Annotated in this window: 17 protein-coding genes and 2 riboswitches; of the genes, 5 read left to right on the forward strand and 12 right to left on the reverse strand. The window is 65.4% G+C overall.

Annotated elements, in window-relative coordinates; translation table 11 throughout:
- Positions 1–99 precede the first annotated feature (99 nt).
- Entirely contained in the window at positions 100–297 is a 198-nt protein-coding gene (locus ACP7DD_RS14290) for a hypothetical protein (RefSeq protein WP_426175489.1), read from the forward strand.
- The gene (locus ACP7DD_RS14295; protein WP_426175490.1) at positions 281–1936 is read left to right on the forward strand and encodes a peptide chain release factor 3; all 1656 of its coding nucleotides are present in this window, start codon (positions 281–283) and stop codon (positions 1934–1936) included. The genes ACP7DD_RS14290 and ACP7DD_RS14295 overlap by 17 nt, the downstream gene beginning before the upstream one ends.
- 19 nt (positions 1937–1955) lie before the next feature.
- Here the strand turns inward: ACP7DD_RS14295 and ACP7DD_RS14300 are convergent, their stop codons facing one another.
- Positions 1956–2288, reverse strand: coding sequence for a hypothetical protein (locus ACP7DD_RS14300; RefSeq protein ID WP_426175491.1), 333 nt, complete (start codon positions 2286–2288; stop codon positions 1956–1958).
- A 203-nt stretch (positions 2289–2491) separates the two neighbouring features.
- Here ACP7DD_RS14300 and ACP7DD_RS14305 point away from each other — a divergent pair, with 203 nt between their 5' ends.
- The gene (locus tag ACP7DD_RS14305; protein ID WP_426175559.1) at positions 2492–4129 is read left to right on the forward strand and encodes a methyl-accepting chemotaxis protein; all 1638 of its coding nucleotides are present in this window, start codon (positions 2492–2494) and stop codon (positions 4127–4129) included.
- Between the two features lie 151 nt (positions 4130–4280).
- Here the strand turns inward: ACP7DD_RS14305 and gcvP are convergent, their stop codons facing one another.
- The 3 genes from gcvP to gcvT form a co-directional block, all read right to left on the reverse strand.
- The gene (gene gcvP / locus ACP7DD_RS14310; RefSeq protein ID WP_426175492.1) at positions 4281–7151 is read right to left on the reverse strand and encodes an aminomethyl-transferring glycine dehydrogenase; all 2871 of its coding nucleotides are present in this window, start codon (positions 7149–7151) and stop codon (positions 4281–4283) included.
- Between the two features lie 76 nt (positions 7152–7227).
- Positions 7228–7608 carry a glycine cleavage system protein GcvH gene (gene gcvH / locus ACP7DD_RS14315; RefSeq protein ID WP_426175493.1) on the reverse strand — a complete coding sequence of 127 codons (381 nt, stop codon included), beginning with the start codon at positions 7606–7608 and terminating at the stop codon, positions 7228–7230.
- 42 nt (positions 7609–7650) lie between these two features.
- Positions 7651–8769: a glycine cleavage system aminomethyltransferase GcvT gene (gene gcvT / locus ACP7DD_RS14320; RefSeq protein WP_426175494.1), complete on the reverse strand. Its 1119-nt coding sequence runs from the start codon at positions 8767–8769 to the stop codon at positions 7651–7653.
- 73 nt (positions 8770–8842) lie between these two features.
- Positions 8843–8948, reverse strand: a riboswitch (glycine riboswitch).
- Positions 8949–8966: 18 nt separating this feature from the next.
- Positions 8967–9053: riboswitch (glycine riboswitch) on the reverse strand.
- Positions 9054–9347: 294 nt separating this feature from the next.
- On the opposite strand from gcvT, the gene ACP7DD_RS14325 reads away from it, so the two are divergent.
- Positions 9348–9908 (forward strand): ATP-dependent Clp protease proteolytic subunit, encoded by a 561-nt coding sequence (locus ACP7DD_RS14325; RefSeq protein ID WP_426175495.1) that lies wholly within the window; start codon positions 9348–9350, stop codon positions 9906–9908.
- 176 nt (positions 9909–10084) lie between these two features.
- Here ACP7DD_RS14325 and ACP7DD_RS14330 read toward each other — a convergent pair whose 3' ends face one another.
- Positions 10085–10465 carry a hypothetical protein gene (locus ACP7DD_RS14330; protein ID WP_426175496.1) on the reverse strand — a complete coding sequence of 127 codons (381 nt, stop codon included), beginning with the start codon at positions 10463–10465 and terminating at the stop codon, positions 10085–10087.
- A gap of 239 nt (positions 10466–10704) precedes the next feature.
- Positions 10705–12027: a methyl-accepting chemotaxis protein gene (locus ACP7DD_RS14335; protein ID WP_426175497.1), complete on the reverse strand. Its 1323-nt coding sequence runs from the start codon at positions 12025–12027 to the stop codon at positions 10705–10707.
- 241 nt (positions 12028–12268) lie between these two features.
- Here ACP7DD_RS14335 and ACP7DD_RS14340 point away from each other — a divergent pair, with 241 nt between their 5' ends.
- Positions 12269–14725: a DUF1631 family protein gene (locus ACP7DD_RS14340; RefSeq protein WP_426175498.1), complete on the forward strand. Its 2457-nt coding sequence runs from the start codon at positions 12269–12271 to the stop codon at positions 14723–14725.
- Positions 14726–14752: 27 nt separating this feature from the next.
- Here the strand turns inward: ACP7DD_RS14340 and ACP7DD_RS14345 are convergent, their stop codons facing one another.
- The 6 genes from ACP7DD_RS14345 to ACP7DD_RS14370 all read right to left on the reverse strand — a co-directional run bounded on the left by ACP7DD_RS14345 (position 14753) and on the right by ACP7DD_RS14370 (position 19449).
- Positions 14753–15532, reverse strand: coding sequence for a LytR/AlgR family response regulator transcription factor (locus ACP7DD_RS14345; RefSeq protein ID WP_426175560.1), 780 nt, complete (start codon positions 15530–15532; stop codon positions 14753–14755).
- A complete protein-coding gene (locus ACP7DD_RS14350; protein WP_426175499.1) occupies positions 15511–16671 on the reverse strand; it encodes a sensor histidine kinase in 1161 nt (386 codons plus the stop codon). Before ACP7DD_RS14350 ends, ACP7DD_RS14345 begins: the two co-directional genes overlap by 22 nt.
- Before the next feature lie 21 nt (positions 16672–16692).
- A complete protein-coding gene (locus ACP7DD_RS14355) occupies positions 16693–18180 on the reverse strand; it encodes a carotenoid oxygenase family protein (protein WP_426175500.1) in 1488 nt (495 codons plus the stop codon).
- Between the two features lie 13 nt (positions 18181–18193).
- Positions 18194–18610, reverse strand: coding sequence for a DUF2141 domain-containing protein (locus ACP7DD_RS14360; protein WP_426175501.1), 417 nt, complete (start codon positions 18608–18610; stop codon positions 18194–18196).
- A gap of 141 nt (positions 18611–18751) precedes the next feature.
- A complete protein-coding gene (locus ACP7DD_RS14365; protein ID WP_426175502.1) occupies positions 18752–19063 on the reverse strand; it encodes a hypothetical protein in 312 nt (103 codons plus the stop codon).
- Positions 19064–19203: 140 nt separating this feature from the next.
- On the reverse strand, positions 19204–19449 hold the full coding sequence (locus tag ACP7DD_RS14370) for a hypothetical protein (RefSeq protein WP_426175503.1): 246 nt from the start codon (positions 19447–19449) through the stop codon (positions 19204–19206).
- Positions 19450–19480 lie beyond the last annotated feature (31 nt).

The following is a 19480-nucleotide window of genomic DNA, read 5'->3' on the forward strand; positions in this document are numbered from 1 at the left end:
GGCACGGTCGGTGCTGCCGGTCGTCACCAATCCTGACGGCAGCACCACCACCATCGTGACCACCGCAGGCGCCAGCACGGCGTTACCCTCATCGAAGTGATGATCGTGGTGGCCATTGTCAGCGCGCTGGCGGCGGGCGCAGACGCCGGCCACCGGCCGCTGCTGGTAGGCGTGCAGGCGCCAGGCGCGGTACCGGCCGGCGCAAATGAGTTCACACGGGTGGCCGCGGAATCGGTAAAATTATCGGTTTTCCTGCATGGGCCATCCGATGGGCTCCAATATGGCCACCGATTCTGATCTGAACACGCCGGATACGTCCGACACCATTGCCGCCAAGCCGGCCGCCGTCATCGCCCGCGAGGTGGCGCGCCGCCGCACCTTCGGCATCATCTCCCACCCCGACGCCGGCAAGACGACGCTGACCGAGAAGCTGCTGCTGTTCTCGGGCGCGATCCAGATGGCCGGCACCGTCAAGGCCAGAAAGAGCGGGCGCCATGCCACTTCCGACTGGATGGAGATCGAAAAGCAGCGCGGCATTTCGGTCGCCTCGTCGGTGATGCAGTTCGAGCACCGCGACCACGTCATCAACCTGCTCGACACCCCCGGCCACCAGGACTTCTCGGAAGACACCTATCGGGTGCTGACGGCGGTCGACTCGGCGCTGATGGTGATCGACGCGGCCAAGGGCGTCGAGGCGCAGACCATCAAGCTGCTGGCGGTGTGCCGCATGCGCAGCACGCCGATCGTCACCTTCATGAACAAGATGGACCGCGAAACGCGCGATCCGCTCGAACTGCTCGACGAACTCGAATCGGTGCTGAAGATTGAATGCGCGCCGGTGACCTGGCCGATCGGCATGGGCAAGAACTTTCGCGGCGTGTACCACCTGCTGCGCGACGAGATCATGCTGTTCAAGGCCGGCGAGGAAAAGGCCGACGGCGCCTTCGAGATCATCAAGGGCATCGACAACCCGCGCCTGACCGACATGTTCCCGCTCGAGATCGAGCAGCTCAAGACCGAAGTGGAGCTGGTGCACGGCGCCTCGCATCCGTTCGACCTCGAACGCTTCCTGGCCGGCATCCAGACGCCGGTGTTCTTCGGCTCGGCCATCAACAACTTCGGCGTGCGCGAGATCCTGTCGGCGCTGGTCGACTGGGCGCCGGCGCCGCGCGAGCGCGATGCCACGGTGCGCGTGGTGACCCCTTCCGAGCAGCCGTTCACCGGCTTTGTCTTCAAGATCCAGGCCAACATGGACCCGGCCCACCGCGACCGCATCGCCTTTTTGCGCGTCTGTTCCGGGCGCTTCGAGCGCGGCATGAAGGTCAAGCACCTGCGCCTCGGGCGCGAGATCAAGGTGTCGTCGGTGGTGACGTTCATGGCGTCCTCGCGCGAACAGGTCGAGGAAGCCTACGCCGGCGACATCATCGGCCTGCCGAACCACGGCAACATGCAGATCGGCGACAGCTTCTCCGAAGGCGAGATGCTCACCTTTACCGGCATCCCGTACTTTGCGCCGGACTTCTTCCGCTCGGTGCGGATCCGCAATCCGCTGAAGATCAAGCAGCTCCACAAGGGCCTGCAGCAGCTCGGCGAAGAGGGCGCGGTGCAGGTGTTCAAGCCGGTGCAGGGCAGCGAACTGGTGCTCGGCGCGGTCGGCGTGCTGCAGTTTGAAGTCGTCGCCAGCCGCCTGCTCAACGAGTACGGCGTCGACGCCGTCTTCGAAGGCACCAGCATCAGCAGCGCGCGCTGGGTCAGCGGCGAAGACAAGCGGGTGCTGGCCGACTTCGAAGCTGCCCTCGGCCACAACGTCGCCTACGACGCCGCCGGCAACCTGGCCTACCTGGCCACTTCCAATGTCAACCTGCGCCTGACCGAGGAGCGCTGGCCGAAGCTGACGTTCCACGCCACGCGCGAGCACGCGGCCAAGCTGGTTTAAGCGGCGTCGGTAACAGGTCCTACTTGCCGGCGCGCGCCAGCAGGTAGGCGTCGACGGTCGCGCCGATCCAGCACACCAGCATCACGCCGGCCGCCACCGTCCCCACGGTGGAGGCGCCGCCGCTTTGCTCGAGGCGGGCGGCAATCGCCACCGGATCGGGCGCCACCGTGCCGGCCATGATCTGCCCGGCGATCTCGGTGGCCTGGCCGAACGCCTGGCCGAGAAACAGCACGACCGCCGCCAAGGTCGGCAGCAAGAACAGCAGGGCGCGCCCACCGCGCTTGAGGTAGAGGTGGCCCGCTCCCGGGAACACCAGTGCCGACAACAAAGCGGCAATCACTGGACGGCTCATTTGACTCCTTTTTCTTCGCGTTGCACGCGTACTTGATTGCGGGAACTGTTTGCGCGGGCGCAAACCGGGGCTGCGCCGAGGGGGTAGATTTACCCATGCGTTTAAGCAATAGAAACGCATGCCGTACACCGGCCCCAGCCATGATACCTGCCCGCGCCAACGACGGCGTGCACGTTGACCGAACCGGAGGACACACCTTGAACGTGCTCTCGAAACTGAAGATCGGCCCCAAGCTGCTGCTCGCCCCCGGCGTGGTGCTGCTGCTGCTGGTGCTGCTCTCGTGCGGCGCCTATTATGCGATGCTGCGCCAGAACGCCTCGCTCGACACGATCGTCGAGCAGCGCGCCGCGCGCATGCGCGACGCCGCCGAACTGGTCGCCGCCGCCCAGCACGCGCACACCGAAATGTACCAGCTGCTGACGTGGATGAGCGCCAGCTTTTCGACCGCCCGCGTCGACGCGCTGATCCGCGACATCCACCAGCGCCACAATGATCTGCAGCGGCGCTTCGGCAACCTGACGCGGGTGACCGCGGCCGGCAGCGCCGAACGCCGCTTCGTCGAGCAGGCCGAAGCAGCGCACGCCACCTACGTGCGGGCCATCCGCGACGTCATCGAGCTGTCGCAGCAGGACCATTCGATGAGCGCCAGCGCGATGTCGAAGGCCGAGCGCGCGTTCGACCTGGTGGCGCTGCGCCTGGGCGAGCTGTCGCGCCTCGAGCGCGAACTGAGCGAGCAGGCGTCGACCAGCGCGCAGGACGACTTTCGCGCCATTTCGATGCTGATGCCGATCGTGATCGTGCTGTCGATCGTGCTGTCGCTGGCGATCACGATGGCGGTGCGCCGTGCGCTGCTCAAGGAAGTGACCGAGATCGGCGAGGCGGCGCTGGGGCTGGCCAACGGCAACCTGATGGTCGGGCCGCGTAGCTACGGCAAGGATGAAATCTCCGACACCAGCCGCGTGCTCGACACCAGCATCCGCAACCTGAACGCGACCTTGAAGGGCATCCTCGAGTCGGCGCGCTCGATCGACAGCGCCTCGCGCGAGATGGCGATCGGGAACGCCGACCTGTCGAACCGCACCGAGGCGCAGGCCTGTTCGCTGCTGCAGACTGCCTGCTCGATGGAGGAGCTGACCGCGGTCATCAGCCAGACCGCCAGCAAGACGCAGGCGGCCAACCGGCTGGCGGAAAACGCCACCAGCGTGGCCAGCAAAGGCAGCGACGTCGTCGGCCGCCTGCTGACGACGATGGCGTCGATCCGCGCCAGTTCGGCCAAGGTGGTCGACATCGCCGCGGCGATCGACGCCCTCGCAGGCCAGACCGGCATGCTGGCGCTGAACGCGGCGGTGGAAGCCGGGCGCGCCGGCGAAGAGGGGCGCCGCTTCGCGGCCGTGGCGTCGGAAGTGCGCGCGCTGTCGCAGCAAAGCGCCGGCGCGGCGCGCGACATTCGCGACCTGATCGCCCGGTCGGTGGCCGAGATCGACGGCGGCTGCGCGTCGGTGCTGGAGGCGGGCCACAGCATGGCCGACCTGGCCACGTCGGTGCAGCAAGTGGGCGATATCATCAACGAGATCAGCCACGCCAGCGCCGAGCAGGCCAGCGGCATCTTCGAAGTGAGCCAGGCGATCGTGCAGATGGACCAGATGACGCAGAAGAATTCGGCGCTGGTGACCGAAGCGGCGGCGGCCGCCGAGAGTCTGCAGCAGCAGGCCGTCAGCCTGGCGCGGGCGGTGGCCGGCTTCAACCTCGACGAGGCGGCGCTGCTGCCGCTGCCGTCGCCGCTGCGGCACGGCGTCAACGGCCGCAAGAGCCACCTGCGGCTCGCCTCCAAGCGCGCCTGACTGCAGCCGAGAACGCTGGGGTCAGGTCTGACATCGGTACACGAGGCCGCCAAGAATCAGGCAGGCTCTTGTACTAATGCCAGACCTGACCCCAGGATTGCAGACGAAAAAAATGGGCCCGCAGGCCCATTTTTCATTGGCGACACGAGATTTACTCGTAGTCGCTGACCGGCGCGCAGCCGCAGAACAGGTTGCGGTCGCCGTAGGCGTTGTCGGCGCGGCCGACCGGCGGCCAGTACTTCTGGCGCCGCAGCGACGCCACCGGGAACGCCGCCACTTCGCGGCTGTACTTGTGCTGCCAGTCGTCGGCCATCACCACTTCGGCGGTGTGCGGGGCGCCTTTCAGCGGATTGTCCTCGCGGTCGTACTCGCCGCGCTCGACCTTGACGATCTCGGCGTGGATGGCGATCATCGCATCGATGAAGCGGTCGATCTCGATCTTCGATTCGCTCTCGGTCGGTTCGATCATCAGGGTGCCCGGCACCGGGAAGCTCATCGTCGGCGCGTGAAAGCCGAAATCCATCAGGCGCTTGGCGACGTCTTCGTTGCTGATGCCGGTGGCGTCGGTCAGCGGACGCAGGTCGAGGATGCATTCGTGCGCGACCAGGCCGTCGTGGCCCGAGTACAGCACCGGATAGTGAGGCGCGAGCCGGCGCGCGATGTAGTTGGCGTTCAGGATCGCCACTTCGGTCGCCGCGGTCAGGCCTTCGCCGCCCATCATCGCGATGTACATCCACGAAATCGGCAGAATCGAGGCCGAGCCGTACGGCGCCGCGCTGACCGCGCCGATGCCCGCTTCGTCGCGCGTGTAGCCGGTCGAGCGCTGGTTCGGCAAGAACTTCGCCAGGTGCGCGCCGACGCCGATCGGGCCGACGCCAGGACCGCCGCCGCCGTGCGGAATGCAGAACGTCTTGTGCAGGTTCAGGTGGCTGACGTCGCCGCCGAAAGCGCCCGGCGCGGCCACGCCGACCAGCGCGTTCATGTTGGCGCCGTCGATGTAGACCTGGCCGCCGTGCGAGTGGATCACCTCGCACAGTTCGTCGATGCCTTCCTCGAACACACCGTGGGTGGACGGATAGGTCACCATCACGCACGCCAGGTTCTTGCTGTGCTGCTCGGCCTTCGCCTTCAGGTCATCGAGGTCGACGTTGCCGCGCGCGTCGCATGCGGTGACAACCACCTTCATGCCGACCATGTTGGCCGACGCCGGATTGGTGCCGTGCGCCGATTGCGGGATGAGGCAGATGTTGCGGTGACCTTCGCCGCGCGACTCGTGGTACGCCTTGATCACCAGCAGGCCCGCGTATTCGCCCTGCGAGCCGGCGTTCGGCTGCAGCGACACCGCGGCGTAGCCGGTCAACGCGCACAGCATGTCTTCCAGTTGGCCGATCATTTCGCGGTAGCCGATCGTCTGCGCATCCGGCGCGAACGGGTGAATGTTGGAAAACTCGGGCCACGTCACCGGAATCATCTCCGACGTCGCGTTCAGCTTCATCGTGCACGAACCGAGAGGGATCATGGTGCGGTCCAGCGCCAGGTCCTTGTCGGCCAGGCTGCGCAGGTAGCGCAGCATCTCGTGTTCGGCGTGGTAGCGGTGGAAGGTCGGGTGGGTCAGGTAGGTGCTGGTGCGCGCCAGCTGCGCCGGGAAGGCGTCGTCGCCGAGCGCGTCGAAGTCCGCCTCGCCGGCGCCGAAGATTTTGCACAGCAGCGCGATGTCTTCGCGGGTGGTGGTTTCGTCGAGCGAGACGCCGACGTGGCCGCCATCGACCTTGCGCAGGTTGACGCCGTGTTCTACCGCGCTGGCGTGCAGCGCGTCGGCGCGGTCGGTGGCGATAGTGAGCGTATCGAACCAGGTCCGGTTGGCGAGCGCGAAGCCGGCTTTTTGCAGGGCGCCGGCCAGGATCGTGGTGAAGCGGTGCGTGCGGTTGGCGATCTGCGCCAGGCCCGCGGGACCGTGATATACCGCGTACATCGACGCCATCACCGCCAGCAGCACCTGCGCGGTGCAGATGTTGGAGGTGGCTTTTTCACGGCGGATGTGCTGCTCGCGCGTTTGCAGCGCCAGGCGGTACGCCTTGTTGCCCTGCGCGTCGATGGTCACGCCTACCAGGCGCCCGGCCATGCTGCGCTTGAATTCGTCGCGCGTGGCCAGGTAGCCGGCGTGCGGGCCGCCGAAGCCGAGCGGCACGCCGAAGCGCTGGCTGTTACCGACAACGACGTCGGCGCCCCATTCGCCCGGAGGCGTGAGCAAGGTCAGCGACAGCAGGTCGGCCGCCACGACGACCATCGCGCCCGAGGCATGCAGCTTCTCGCAGGCGGCGCGGTAGTCGCGCACGTCGCCATTGACGCCAGGGTACTGCAGCAGCACGCCGAAGCAGGCGTCGCTGATCGACTCGACCTCGCCGGCGGCGACGCTGCGCACTTCGATGCCGATCGGGCGGGCGCGCGTCTCGATCACTTCGCGCGTTTGCGGCAGCACGTCGTCGGCGACGTAGAACACGTTCGAGGCGGACTTGCCGACGCGCTGGATCAGCGTCATCGCCTCGGCGGCGGCGGTGCCTTCGTCGAGCATCGACGAGTTGGCGATGCCCATGCCGGTCAGGTCGGTGACGACCTGCTGGAAGTTCAGGATCGCTTCAAGGCGGCCTTGCGAGATCTCCGGCTGGTACGGCGTGTACGCGGTGTACCAGGCCGGGTTTTCGAAGATATTGCGCAGCACGACAGGCGGGGTGATGGTGCTGGCGTAGCCCTGGCCGATCATCGACTTCATGACCTTGTTCTGGCCCGCCAGGCCTTTGAGCTTGGCCAGCGCCGCACTTTCCGTCATCGGGTCGTAGAACTGGCCTAGTTCGAGCCGGCTGTTGTTGCGGATGTTCGGCGGCACGATGGCGTCGATCAGCGCGGCGCGCGACGCGTAGCCGAGGGTCGACAGCATCGACGCCTGCTCGGATTCGGTAGGGCCGATATGGCGCGGGATGAACGCGCCGCGTGCTTCAAGTTGGGTCAGGCTGGTACGGGTCATTGTAAGGGCCAAAAATATTCGCCCGCGGCGCATGGGCGCCGTGGGCCGGGGTCAGGGGAGGGCGGGGGACTGCCGGTCAGTCCGCGGTGTTTTTGCCGTAGGTGTCGGCGTCGAGCAGGCCGTTGACTGCGTTCGGGTCGCTCGGCTTCAATTTGAACAGCCATGCCGCGTAGGCATCCGCGTTGATCGACTCCGGCCCTGCGGCAACGGCGTCGTTGACCGCGGTGACGGTGCCGCTGACGGGCGCGTAGATGTCGCTGGCCGCTTTCACCGACTCGACCACCGCGGCGTCGTCGCCAGCGGTGAACGACTTGCCGACCGTTGGCAGTTCGACGAACACGATGTCGCCCAGCGCGTCCTGCGCGTACTCGGTGATGCCGACGGTCAGCGTGCCATCGACTTCGGCGCGGACCCACTCATGGGATTCGGTGTATTTCAGGTCGGCTGGGATGTTCATGTATGGCTCCAAAGGTGAGTTCTAATTAGTGTTAGTGACGATTCAGGCAACGAGGATCTTACCGTTTCGGACAAATGGCAGCTTGACGACGGTGGCGGCGAGCTGCTTGTCGCGGATTTCAACCTTGACGGTATCGCCGACGGCCACGCTCATCGGCACGCGCGCCAGCGCAATCGCCTGCTGCATGCTTGGGCTGAAGGTGCCGCTGGTGATTTCTCCAACCGAGCCGTCGGCGCCGATGACGTTCTGGTGGGCGCGCAGCACGCCGCCCTTTTCGCGCAGGATCAGGCCGAGGAACTGGAAGCGCTGGCCCATGCTCTTCAACGCGTCCTTGCCGATGAAGTCGCGCTCGGACACCAGGTCGATCGTCCATGCCAGGCCGGCGTCGAGCGGGTTGACCGTCTCGTCCATGTCCTGGCCATACAGGTTCATGCCAGCTTCCAGGCGCAGCGTGTCGCGCGCGCCCAGGCCTGCCGGCTTGACGCCGGCCGCCACCAGCGCGTTCCACAGCGCGTCGGCCTGCGTCGCGGGAAAGGCCAGTTCGAAACCGTCTTCGCCGGTGTAGCCGGTGCGCGCCACCATCACTTCGCCGAACGCGGTGTCGTGGACGATGACGGCGTTGAACGGCTTGAGCGGTTCCGACGCAGCTTGCGCCGTTGACAGCACCTGCCACACCTTGGTGCGCGCGTTCGGGCCCTGCACGGCGACCAGCGCCATCGCGTTGGCGCCATCGCGGCGCTGGGTGACCGTAACGGCGCTGCCGGTGGCGGCGTTTTGGGCGGCGATCCATTCGATGTCTTTTTCGGCGGTGCCGGCGTTGACCACCAGGCGGAACCAGGTCTCGCTGAAGAAGTAGACGATCAGGTCGTCGATGACGAAGCCTTGCGGGTTCAGCATGCACGAGTAGAGCGCCTTGCCGGCGACCTGCAGCTTGTCGACGTTATTGGCCAGCAGGCCGCGCAGGAAAGGGCGCGCGTTGGCGCCCTCGATGTCGACGACGCACATGTGCGAGACGTCGAACATGCCGACGTCGGTGCGCACGGCGTGGTGTTCCTCGATCTGCGAGCCGTAATTGACGGGCATGTCCCAGCCGCCGAAATCGACCATCTTGGCGCCGGCGGCGCGGTGGGCGGAATTGAGCGGGGTCGTTTTGAGCGTCATGGAATCCTCGAGGCAGGGTAAACAAAAGGGTCGCAGACCAGCGCGGACAAGCGTTTCCGCCGCCGACCTCTGATCGCGCCCCTCTGTCCTTGATACCTGAGAGATAGCGGAAACAATTCCGCCTGCCCCTTCGGTGGGCCGCCGGCTGTGCGCCGCGGCCGCTCTCCAGAGTTTGATGCAGCGGCACCTACACCGCCGACCCTTGACCGGTCCTTTTGCCTGAGAGTTTTTGGGTGATGCCCCTTCGGCGGCAGCGCGTGGCTGCCCTCTCCCGATCAAGATTGTGGAGGATATGCCAGCGGGGCCGCGGTGTCAACCTGTCGGCGCCGCCGGCGGCGGTAAAGAGCGCCCTCAAAGCAAGCAATCTGCTATGCAAAAAGAATAATCGGCACGCCGCTTGACAACGGTTAAATGGCGCCATGTGACATAACACAATCTGCAGTGCGCGATCAAGACAAGTGCTGACGGAAACCGTTATCCATTGAATGCTGGCAACGCGCGCACGAATGCGGGGAGCGCGAGCCTTTCTCCAGCTCTGTTTGTTAAAATGAGGCATCCACCATGCGGGCAAAATCATCATGACCGAAGAATCGACAAGACATCCGAAAGAAGCGTGGTTCACCCTGTCCGGTGACGTCAACAGCGATATGGTCCACCGCGTGTTCGAAGCGGTATCGACCATGACGGAGGAGGGCATCGACACTGCCCACGTCCTGGTGCAGTCAAATGGCGGCTACGTCAGCGATGGCTTGTGCCTGTACAACTTCATGGCGCGCTCGCCGATCAATTTTGTGATGTGCAACGGCGGCGCGGTGGCGTCGATCGCTGTCATCGTGTTCCTGTCAGGCACGAAGCGCTATGCCAGTGAAACTGCCCGGTTCATGGTGCACAAGTCGCACGCCACAGCTTCGCCTGGCGCGCGGCCGGACGCGCTCAACATCATCGTCGAAGGACTGCGCGCCGACGATGCCCGCACGGAGGCGATTCTGCGCAAGCATATCGAACTGGCGCCGGAACAGTGGGCGATCCACCAGTACTCCGACCTGCACCTGACGTCGCGCGACGCCAAGATTGCAGGCATGATCACCGACATCGGCGACTTCGCTCCGCCGAAGGGCGCGCACCTGCGCAACATCTAGCCGAACCACGCACATCCGCCGCATCGTGCGCGCATCTGCAACCACGATGTAAAAGAGTCTGTCAACGGCTTGGCCGCTGCAGACTCTTTCGGTGTTCCTGTTTGGCGACTGTTGGCAGGGCCCGGAAACCCGGCGCTGCCCAGCGAACCTACCTGTTCAAACTACTGCGCTGGAAGTTAGCGCTTGTCGTCGTTCTTGTGGCTTTGGCGGCCGGCAGCGGCATGCTGCTCCGGGGTTCCGCCGCGCGTGCCTGCCGATCCGGAAGCATTTTGCTTACTGTCCGATCCTGATGAACCCGCCTGCTTGCTGTCCGATCCGGATGAGCCGGACTGCTTGCTGCTGCCGCTGTTGCTGGCGTCGTTCTTGTGGCTTTGACGGCCCGTTTCCACATGCTGCTCATGGGTGCCGCCCTGTCCGCCGGAACGCGAGCCCGATGAACCGCTGCCCGCACCTTGTGAATTGGACTGCTGGATCCCGCTGGAACTGTCGCTTTGCTTGCTCGATTTCGAGCTGGCGCTTTGTGTGGTGCTGCCCTGGTCTTTTTGGTTCGACTTCATGTTCATTCCTTTACAAAGTTTGAAATGTCGTACGCCGGTTTCTAGCGGAAACAATTATTTTCGTTAGCATTTCCGGAAACACAATCATGCAATTGACATCCATGCATCGGTATCAGAAAACTGCTTGGTCGCTTGTAGGAGATAGGCCTACCGGTTTGAAATGTTTTAGAAGCGGAGCGCAAACGAAAATGGGGTCAGACCTAGGTCTGACCCCATTTTGGAAGTTCAAGCTCGGGAGATTAAAACTCTTCCCAGTCGACGTCCGGCTTGGTCACCGTGTTGCGCTTTGGGGCGGCGGCGCGCACTGGCGGCACGCCGCGGGCGCGCCGTGGCGTTTCGGCCTTTGCGCTGGCCGGCTTGGCCGGATTGCTCGCGATCAAGTGGATCTGCGCGGCCGGGCGCGTGTGCTCGGCGCCCAGCACGAACGTGCTGAGGACCCGGTTCAGGCTGCCTGCATGGTCGCGCATCGACGCCGCCGCGGCCGCCGCTTCTTCGACCAGCGCCGCATTTTGCTGGGTGGCCTGGTCCATTGCCGCGATCGCCTGGTTGACCTGCTCGATGCCGGTGGTCTGCTCGGCGCTGGCGTCGGCGATCTCGCCGATGATGCCAGTCACCCGCTTGACGCTGGTGACGACCTCGTTCATGGTGTTGCCGGCTTTGTCGGCCAGCAGCGTGCCGGCGTTGACTTTCTCGACTGAATCGTCGATCAGCGCCTTGATTTCCTTGGCCGCCGCCGCCGAGCGCTGCGCGAGGTTGCGCACTTCCGAGGCGACGACGGCAAAACCGCGTCCCTGTTCGCCGGCGCGCGCCGCCTCGACCGCGGCGTTCAGCGCCAGGATGTTGGTCTGGAAAGCGATGCCGTCGATGACGCCGATGATTTCGGCGATCCGCTTGGACGAGTCATTAATCGACGCCATCGTGCCGACCACTTCCGACACCACTTCGCCGCCCTTGACCGCCACTTCCGATGCCGACACCGCCAGCTTGCTGGCCTGGTGGGCGTGGTCGGCGTTCTGCTTGACGGTGACGGTGAGCTGCTCCATCGACGACGCCGTTTCTTCAAGCGACGCCGCCTGCTGCTCGGTGCGCGCGCACAGGTCGATGCTGCCGGTGGAAATTTCGCCGGCGCCGCAAGTGATCGATTCGGTGCCGGAGCGCACCTGCACGATCATGCCGACCAGCTTGTCGCTCATGTCCTGCATGGTGCGCAGCAGCAAGCCCGCTTCGCCACGCGCCGAGCTGTCGATCTTGGTGCTGAGGTCGCCCGCGGCGACGCGCCGCGCCACCAGCACCGCCTCGTGGATCGGGCGCGCCACTTCGGCCGCCAGCCAGATGCACAGCACTACGGCCACCACCAGGTTCAGCGCCAGCAACACCATGCTCCAGCTGCGCACCGCGCCAAATTCCGCCTGCGTTGCCTTGGCGCCGGCCTGCACCACCAATTCGCTGATCTGCGCCATCTGTCCCAGCAGCCACACCGAGGTCATCACGCCAAGCAAGAGGACGATGGCGAAGCACGCAAACAGCTTGGTGCTGGTTTTCAGCTGGCGAATCGATTTCATGGAGAATCCTTTGCGCAGACAGGGGGCGGGTTCTTTATGTTAGGGAAACTGTATGCCAACACTATTGCGTGAAATCAAATTAGCAGGCGGGTGGGGAACGGCGCGGTGGCCAGTTTTATGTGGCGAAAATCATCAGAATGCGAAAAAACTGCAGAAAATAGGTGTTTAACTATTGCCTTGTGGAAATAATCTGCCAAAATGGGATGGCGCATAGAAAGTTGCGATCAAGGCAAACAGACCCATGGCGATTACCATTCCAGCACCGCAGCCGATACCGATGACGACAGTCGCGTCCCCGCACGCGCAATTGGATGCGCTCGTTGTGCTTGCCACGGGCCAGCTCAACGAGCAACTGATGCCGATGATCACCCGGCTGGTCGGCGTGATGCTCGACATTACCGATCCGGCGCTCGACGCCCATAGCGTCTACCACCGCGTCAAGTCCGGCAACCTGCTCAAGAATAACGCCTACGCCTATTTCCACTTGGCCTGCACCGCGATCGACCGTAGCCTGCGCAAGGAAATTGCGCTGCTGGCGCCGCTGCGCAAGAAAGCCAGCGCCGCGGCCGAAGCGCTGACCCTGGTACCGCTGGCCGACATGGACCGCAGCGTCGCCTTCGGCGGCATCAGCCGCCCGTTCGAGGCCGTCTGCGCCGAGCAGCTCGCCACCCTCAACGTGCGCCTTGGCTACCTGATGGGGCGCGACACGCTGCGCATCGGCCAGAACCCGTTCCGGCCCGACCTGATCTTGATGGGGCTGCACCAGGCCTGGACCGAATTCGAGCCCGACGCCGAAGCCCACGCCTTGCTCGCGCCACTGCTGCGCCCGGCCGTGCTGTTCGATTTCGCCCCCGTCTACGAGGCCTTGAACCAGTCGCTGATGGATGGCGGCGGCCAGGGCGACTCGCTGCGCATCCGCAAGACCGATAACGCCGCCCGCGCCAAGGCGCAGCGCGCCACCGGCCAGGCCGCGCTGGCCGAACAGCTGCGCCAGTTCTTTTCCGGCACCGACGCCAGCCTGGCGGACGAATCGGGCATCCCGCTGATTCCCGATTTACCGTCAATGCCTTCCGGGGCAGGCGGCTGGCGCCCGAGCGGCGCCGAAGCGTTCCGCGGCGCTATTGCCGCCCAGCCGGCCGTTGAGCCGGCCGCCGCCGGTCCGATGCTGGCCGGCACACATGACGGCCGCGCGCCCCAGGTCGCGCAGTTTCACGGCGCCCCCGGCCAGGCGGGCGCGGCGCAGTGCATAGGCGCACCGGGCCAGCCGGGCGCGGCGTACCCGGGGTTTGCCGTGCAGCCCGGCGCCCATCATGGCGCCCAGCAGGCGATGCAAGTACCCTCCGGCGCCAGCCATCCGGGCCTGCTCGAGATGCTTGCCAAGCTCCAGTTGCATTTGCCTCAACAAACTGGCGGCAGCCGCGGCCTTCATGGTCCTGCCGCCGCGGCCGGCGCACCTGGCAACGTGTTCTACTTGCCACGGCTGAAAGAAAGCCTGCCGAAGGGCAGCCTGACGCGCGGCGACGAGAGCACCATCGACTTGCTGACGCGCATCTTCGAAACCGTCTACGTCGACGAGAACATCCCGCAGGAAACGCGCGACCTGATCCAGTACTTGCAGGCGCCGGTGCTGAAGGCGGCACTGCAGGACAAGAATTTCTTCTTCCAGGATGCGCATCCGGCGCGCCGCATGATCGACCTGATGTCGCGCATGGGCTGGGAGCAGCGCCACGGCGCCGACGATCCGCTGTTCCAGGCGATGCAGCGCGGGGTCAATCGCGTCGGGCGCGACTTCGATGCCGAGGTCAGCGTGTTCGCCGATGCCGTCGCCGAGCTCGAAGCGAGCATCGCCGCCGAAGACAGTGTCGCGACGGCCGAGATTTCCGCGCCGATCGCCGCCGCGCTGAAGCAGGAAAAAGTCACTGCCGCCAACAAGTCGGCGAAAACGGCGGTTGCGATGCGCGTCGGCATCGGCGACGTCGTCGCGGTTGTCGAAACCTTCCTCGAAAAGAAATGGACGTCGGTGCTGACGATCGCCTACAGCGTCGAGCCAGACAAGCCGGGTGCAGTCGGCAGCGCCACCCGCACCATGGACGACCTGATCTGGAGCGTCAAGCCCAAGATCACGCAGGAGCAGCGCAAGCAGCTCATCGGCAAGTTGCCGGGCCTGCTCGCCACGCTCAACAAGTGGCTCGACATCATCAAGTGGCAGGATGCCGAGCGGCTGCAGTTCTTTGCCGAACTGGCCGAATGCCACGCTTCGATCGTGCGCGCGCCGATCGTGCTGTCGCCCGAGCGCCAGCTGGAAATTGCGATCGAGGTCGCGCAGCAGGACGCCCAGAGGCGCCTCGAGAATGAGCAGGCGCTGGCGGCGGCCGAGCAAGCCGAGGCGCAGCAGGCCGAAGCGGACCCGGCGGTCGTCACCATCGACGGGCTCGAACGTGGCATGTGGCTCGAATTTAGCCAGCCCGACGGCAGCGCGCAGACGGTCAAGCTAGCTTGGATCAGTCCGCTGCGGACACTGTTCATCTTCTCGACTGGCGCGCGCAAAGAAGCGTTTTCACTGACGGTCGAAAAGCTGGCCGAGGCTTACCGCGACGACACGGTGCGCATGGTGCGCCAGGATGGGGTGGTCGCCCGCGCGCTGGCCGAGGCGATGGGGCAGGCTGTCAACGACGTCAACGTCGCCGCTACCGCCTAGCCGACTACGCGATTTCCTTGAGCTGCACTACATCTGCTTGAACTGCTCCAGATAATTGCGGCTCACCACCAGCTGCTCGCTGCGCCCCTTCAGCTTCACCATCAGCCGTCCGCGAAAATCGGTATGCGTTGCCTCGATAAACTTTGCCGCCACAATCATGCCCCGATGAATCTGCCAGAACTGCGCCTCCGGCAACTGCTCGCGCAACTGCCGCAGCGGCGTGCGGATCAGGCTCTCGCCGTCCTGCAGGAACACGCTGGTGTACTTGTCGTTGCTCTGAAAATACACCACCTCCTCGATCGAGATCAGCCTGGTCTCGCGCCCATGCGCGGCGCGGATCCATTGCAGTGGCGCCACCGCCGGCACTGCCGCCGGCGCCACGCCCAGCTGGCGCAGCAGCGCGCGCAAGGAGTCGACTTCGCCCGCCGGCTTGTCGCGCAGCGCCGCCTTGAGCTTGCCGACGGTGCGCGCCAGGCGTTCCAGGCTGGCCGGCTTCAACAGGTAGTCGCAGGCCGAATGCTCGAACGCATCGACCGCGTAATGGTCGTGCGCGGTAATGAAGACGATGTGCGGCCCGCTCCCACTGGCGGCCAGCCGCGCCGCGACGTCGAGGCCGGTCATGGCGGGCATCTGAATGTCGAGAAACACGATGTCGGGCGACAGTTCGTCGATCAGGCGAACAGCGTCGATGCCGTTGGCCGCCTTGTCGAGCACGCGTAGTTCAGGCCAGACGCTGGCCAGCTGGGTTTCCAGATAGTCACGCAGGTGCGGTTCGTCGTCTGCGATCAGGGCGGTGGGTTGGTCGATGGCGACACCATTTCTTCAGGCAGCAGCACGCGTACAGTCATGCCGCAAGGTTGATTTTCAAGAAGTTGAAGTTGCGCGCCGGCGCCGTACAGGCTGCGCAGGCGCGAGCGCAGATTGGCCAGGCCGACGCCGCCGCCGTCACGCGGCGGCGCCGCACTGATCCCGGCGCCGGTGTCGGCCACCTCGATGAGCAGGTGCGCGCCATCGAACAGCGCGCGCAGCACGATCTCGCCGCCGTCGATCTTCGGCTCCAGACCGTGCATGACGGCGTTCTCGACGATCGGCTGCAGCAGCATCGGCGCGATGCGGGCGGCGCGCGCGGCGCCGTCGGCCTCGATGCGGTAGCGCAGCCGCTCGCCCAAGCGCACGGTCAGCACGTCGAGATAGGCCGCCGCCAGGTCGAGTTCGGCGCCCAATGTGGCGTGCTCGGCGCGGCTGGCGGTCAGGCTGGCGCGCAGGAAATCGATAAAGCGCTCGAGCATGTGGCGCGCCTTGGCCGGTTGCGTGTCGATCAGGCCGAGCACGTTGGCCAGCGTGTTGTACAGAAAATGCGGCTCGATCTGCGCCTGCAGCCCGCGCAACCGCGCTTCGGCGAGCAGTTGCCCAGCGGCGGCGATCTGCTCGCTCTGGCGCGCCGCCAGCGTTTCGTTGGCGATCCGCTTCTCGCTCGACATCAGCACCAGGAACACGAACAGCGCCATCAGCAAGGCAAACGGTACCAGCGGCGCGAGCTGCGTGGCGCGTTCGAGATAGTGAAACGGCGGCAAGCCTTTTAGCACGGCATTGCCGATCGCGATTCCAAGCAGTACGCAGATGCTGATGACGGTCACGTGATAGGCCGCCGTCGGCAGACCCTTGATGCGCGAAGGCCAGCCGCGCAGCAGGTAGTCGAGCCCGCTCAGGGTGCCGTGGACCATGTAGCCGATCACGTTCGAGATCAGCCACACCGGCACGAAGTGCTCCAGGAAACTGCCGTCGTGGCGGTCGAACATCATGCCGGCGCCGGTCAGGAACACGGCGATCAGCGTATTCCATACGCCGGTGTAGACAATGTTGCGAAAGTGCGAACGCGGCCAGCGCCGGAACAGCGGAATCAGGTCCAGCGGGTGGGAGCCGCACTCAGCGGTTGTATAAGTCATGGTGAACGATTCAACAATACGTTAAGTCGGCAAGAAGTTACCATGAAAACATATCGGCGTCCGATATCCCAGCCGCGCCAGCGCCAGCGGGCCGTCGGCCACATGTGCCGCATCGAAAACCGACAGCAACGTGTCGCCGCGCCGCGCGTCCTGTACCACGCCGAGCAGGTAGCCGTCCGTTTCCGAGCGGGCATTGCGGCGCGGCACCAGCACATGCTCCTCTGCCAGCCAGCCTGCGTCGAAGCGGAAGCTGTCGCCCTTGCCGGTGTCGGTGTCGACCAGGTTGACGGTGTCAAGGATATGCTCGGCATTGCGCGCCGCGCTGCTGAGCACCGCCAGCTTGCGGTGCCGCCGGCCCACCGACTGCGGCATCACGCGGGGAAACTCGCTGTTGCCGAACAGACGCACCTGCTGCGCCTTGCCGCTCGCATAGTCAAGTGTGATCTGCGCCGTAAAACTGGGCTCGTCCAGGTTACCCGCGCGTTCGCCCCGCATGAGCGCGCCAAACGACGCCAGCGCGCCGCCGCCATGCAGCACCGCATCGAAGCGCGTGGTCTGGCCATCGTCGAACGCATTACCGAAGTGAAAGACCAGATGCGGATCGAGCTCGAACACCTGGCGCAGCTGCAGCGTTGCCTTGGACACCACTACCGCCCGCATCGGCCGCGCCGCCACTCCGCTGCCTGCCCACGCATGGCGCTCGGCATAGCTGAGCGACGTGTCGGCCAGCAGATCGTACGGCGGCACCAAAAAGACCAGGTGCTGCCCGCTGATGACGAAGTCGTGCACCATCGCCAGTTGCGGCACCTGCACCGCGCCGGCCGCCAGCAGCGTGCCGTCGGCGCCGATGTGGTACACCGCCAGGCGGCCGGCGCCGGGCAGGCCGCCGAAATTCCACATGCTGCCGTCCTGGTCGATCTTCGGGTGCGCCGAAAACGGCATCGACTTCAGGTCGTCGCGCCAGGTGCGGATGCCGACAGTGTCGAGCGTGCGCGGATCGAGTTCGATGGCCGAGCCGCCTTCCCACAGCGCGTAAAGGCGCCCGCCGAACGGTAGCAGGTTGGTGTTGGCCGCATTCATCGTGTCGTTGCCTTTGATGCCGCGCCGCGTGATCTGCGTACCGAAGCCCGGGTACAGGAACTGGCCGGCCTCCGACTCGTCGATAAATTTTTGGGTGGCGACGAACTTGCCGCGATGGCTGACCTTGCCCTGCGAAATCTGCCAGCGCTGGGCGAAGCCGTCGCCGTCGAACCAGTGGTGGTAGCGTTCGCCGCCCAGCTCGAAGCGGCCGGGGCCGTTGCGAAAGAACACGCCATCGAGGTCGGCGGGGATACGGCCCTTGACGATGGCGTCGCCGGCGCGCTCGCCGACCATGTTGGCCAGCACCGCGAGGGTCGGGTCGCGCTCGAGCGCGGTGTGAAATTGCTTGAAGGTATCGGTATTGGCAGAGGCGCTGCCCGGCAGCAGGGCGATGGCGGCGCTCGAGGCGAGCAGTTGGCGGCGATTCATCCTGTTCTCCCGGTCAGCGAAGGCTGACGCGCACGGTGGCGCCGGCGGCCGGCAGCGTGAAGCGGGCGCTGTCGTAGCTCGGCGGCCCCATCTTGCCGACGGCGTTGTTGCTAAATGCGTAGTCCTCGGTCGGGATGCCGAACATGTTCTTGTCGAGCTTCTCGTTCGCATTCGCGTCGTGGAACAGCGCGAACGCGTACTCGCCTGCCGGCAGGTTCTTCAGCACGATCGTGTCGGCCTGGCCGGTCGCCGCCGTCTTGCCGATGCCGGCGACGGACTTCATGAAGCTGTCCGCCGAATTGTAGAGTGCTACGTGGATCATGCCGCCGGCCGCGTTGACGTCGTCGACATGGATGGTCAGGTCGGCCGCGCCGGCCGGGGCAGCGGCCAGCACTGCGGTGCAGAAGGACAGGGTGCCAAGGGGGGTCATGCTCGTCTCCGTTGTGTTCGATGGAGACCACTGTATCTGGCAGTTGGCCGGCCTGGGGGCCGATGCGACCAAGCGCCACGGCGCGGCGCGAGTGGCGCCCGGCTGGCGCGAAATGCGGCGGCCGCTGCGCGCTCGCCGGGCTCAGCTGTCCGCCCAGGCCTTGAGACGGGCGAGGATCGACGTTCGCGCCGGCTTTGCCCGAATGCGCGCGCTGGCGCTGGCGACCAGCGGCGCCCATTGCTGCGAAAGTTGCGTGCAGGTGCCGCGCAATACCGGCGCCACGCCCGGCATGCTCGACAAGGCCTGGAAATGGCGTTCGATCGCAACCGACAGATTGGCCCCGGTTCCGGCGGTGTCCATGTCGACAACGTAGTGCGACATCAGGTGCAGCAACGACGCAATCAGCATTTCGGGTGCGGGCGTCGCGGCGGTGGACCGGTCATCGTCAGCCATTGCATATCCTCAAAATTGCAGCCACGGAAATCCATAGATGCGAATGATTCGCATTCAATATAAGTCCGATGGTCGCCGGATGCAAGCGCTATTTGCAAAGCTGGCTGCGGTCCGCAAGGGGCCCCCACGCCAGCCGGTCCCTAGTCTCCCGGGCCGTCGCCTGGCATGGTGTCGGCCATCAGCCGCAGTTCTTCCGCCGTCAGTTCCGGTTCGGCCGGCGCAGCGTCCGCGGCGCCCTTTTTGTCGGCGTCCGGCTGTTCACCGGCAGTGGGCGTCTGTTCGGCAGCTTGCTGGTTTGCGCTGCCGTCTGGCGAACAAGGAAACGGCACCGCGCCCTTGTCTTGGGAAGTCGGAAAATGGATCTCGGACGATTGCTTCGTATGCATGATATCGGCTCGAATGAAAGGGTGAACGCCA

The sequence above is a fragment of the Massilia sp. TWR1-2-2 genome (genome assembly GCF_049897565.1).
Lineage (GTDB): Bacteria > Pseudomonadota > Gammaproteobacteria > Burkholderiales > Burkholderiaceae_D > JAFCUW01.

Bases quoted from the DNA above. Each gene is read 5' to 3' on its own strand.
- ACP7DD_RS14290 (WP_426175489.1), top strand. From the start codon at position 100: ATGATCGTGGTGGCCATTGTCAGCGCGCTGGCGGCGGGCGCAGACGCC.
- ACP7DD_RS14295 (WP_426175490.1), top strand. From the start codon at position 281: ATGGCCACCGATTCTGATCTGAACACGCCGGATACGTCCGACACCATT.
- ACP7DD_RS14300 (WP_426175491.1), bottom strand. From the start codon at position 2,288: ATGAGCCGTCCAGTGATTGCCGCTTTGTTGTCGGCACTGGTGTTCCCG.
- gcvP (WP_426175492.1), bottom strand. From the start codon at position 7,151: ATGACCCGTACCAGCCTGACCCAACTTGAAGCACGCGGCGCGTTCATC.
- gcvH (WP_426175493.1), bottom strand. From the start codon at position 7,608: ATGAACATCCCAGCCGACCTGAAATACACCGAATCCCATGAGTGGGTC.
- gcvT (WP_426175494.1), bottom strand. From the start codon at position 8,769: ATGACGCTCAAAACGACCCCGCTCAATTCCGCCCACCGCGCCGCCGGC.
- ACP7DD_RS14325 (WP_426175495.1), top strand. From the start codon at position 9,348: ATGACCGAAGAATCGACAAGACATCCGAAAGAAGCGTGGTTCACCCTG.
- ACP7DD_RS14330 (WP_426175496.1), bottom strand. From the start codon at position 10,465: ATGAAGTCGAACCAAAAAGACCAGGGCAGCACCACACAAAGCGCCAGC.
- ACP7DD_RS14335 (WP_426175497.1), bottom strand. From the start codon at position 12,027: ATGAAATCGATTCGCCAGCTGAAAACCAGCACCAAGCTGTTTGCGTGC.
- ACP7DD_RS14340 (WP_426175498.1), top strand. From the start codon at position 12,269: ATGGCGATTACCATTCCAGCACCGCAGCCGATACCGATGACGACAGTC.
- ACP7DD_RS14350 (WP_426175499.1), bottom strand. From the start codon at position 16,671: ATGACTTATACAACCGCTGAGTGCGGCTCCCACCCGCTGGACCTGATT.
- ACP7DD_RS14355 (WP_426175500.1), bottom strand. From the start codon at position 18,180: ATGAATCGCCGCCAACTGCTCGCCTCGAGCGCCGCCATCGCCCTGCTG.
- ACP7DD_RS14360 (WP_426175501.1), bottom strand. From the start codon at position 18,610: ATGACCCCCCTTGGCACCCTGTCCTTCTGCACCGCAGTGCTGGCCGCT.
- ACP7DD_RS14365 (WP_426175502.1), bottom strand. From the start codon at position 19,063: ATGGCTGACGATGACCGGTCCACCGCCGCGACGCCCGCACCCGAAATG.
- ACP7DD_RS14370 (WP_426175503.1), bottom strand. From the start codon at position 19,449: ATGCATACGAAGCAATCGTCCGAGATCCATTTTCCGACTTCCCAAGAC.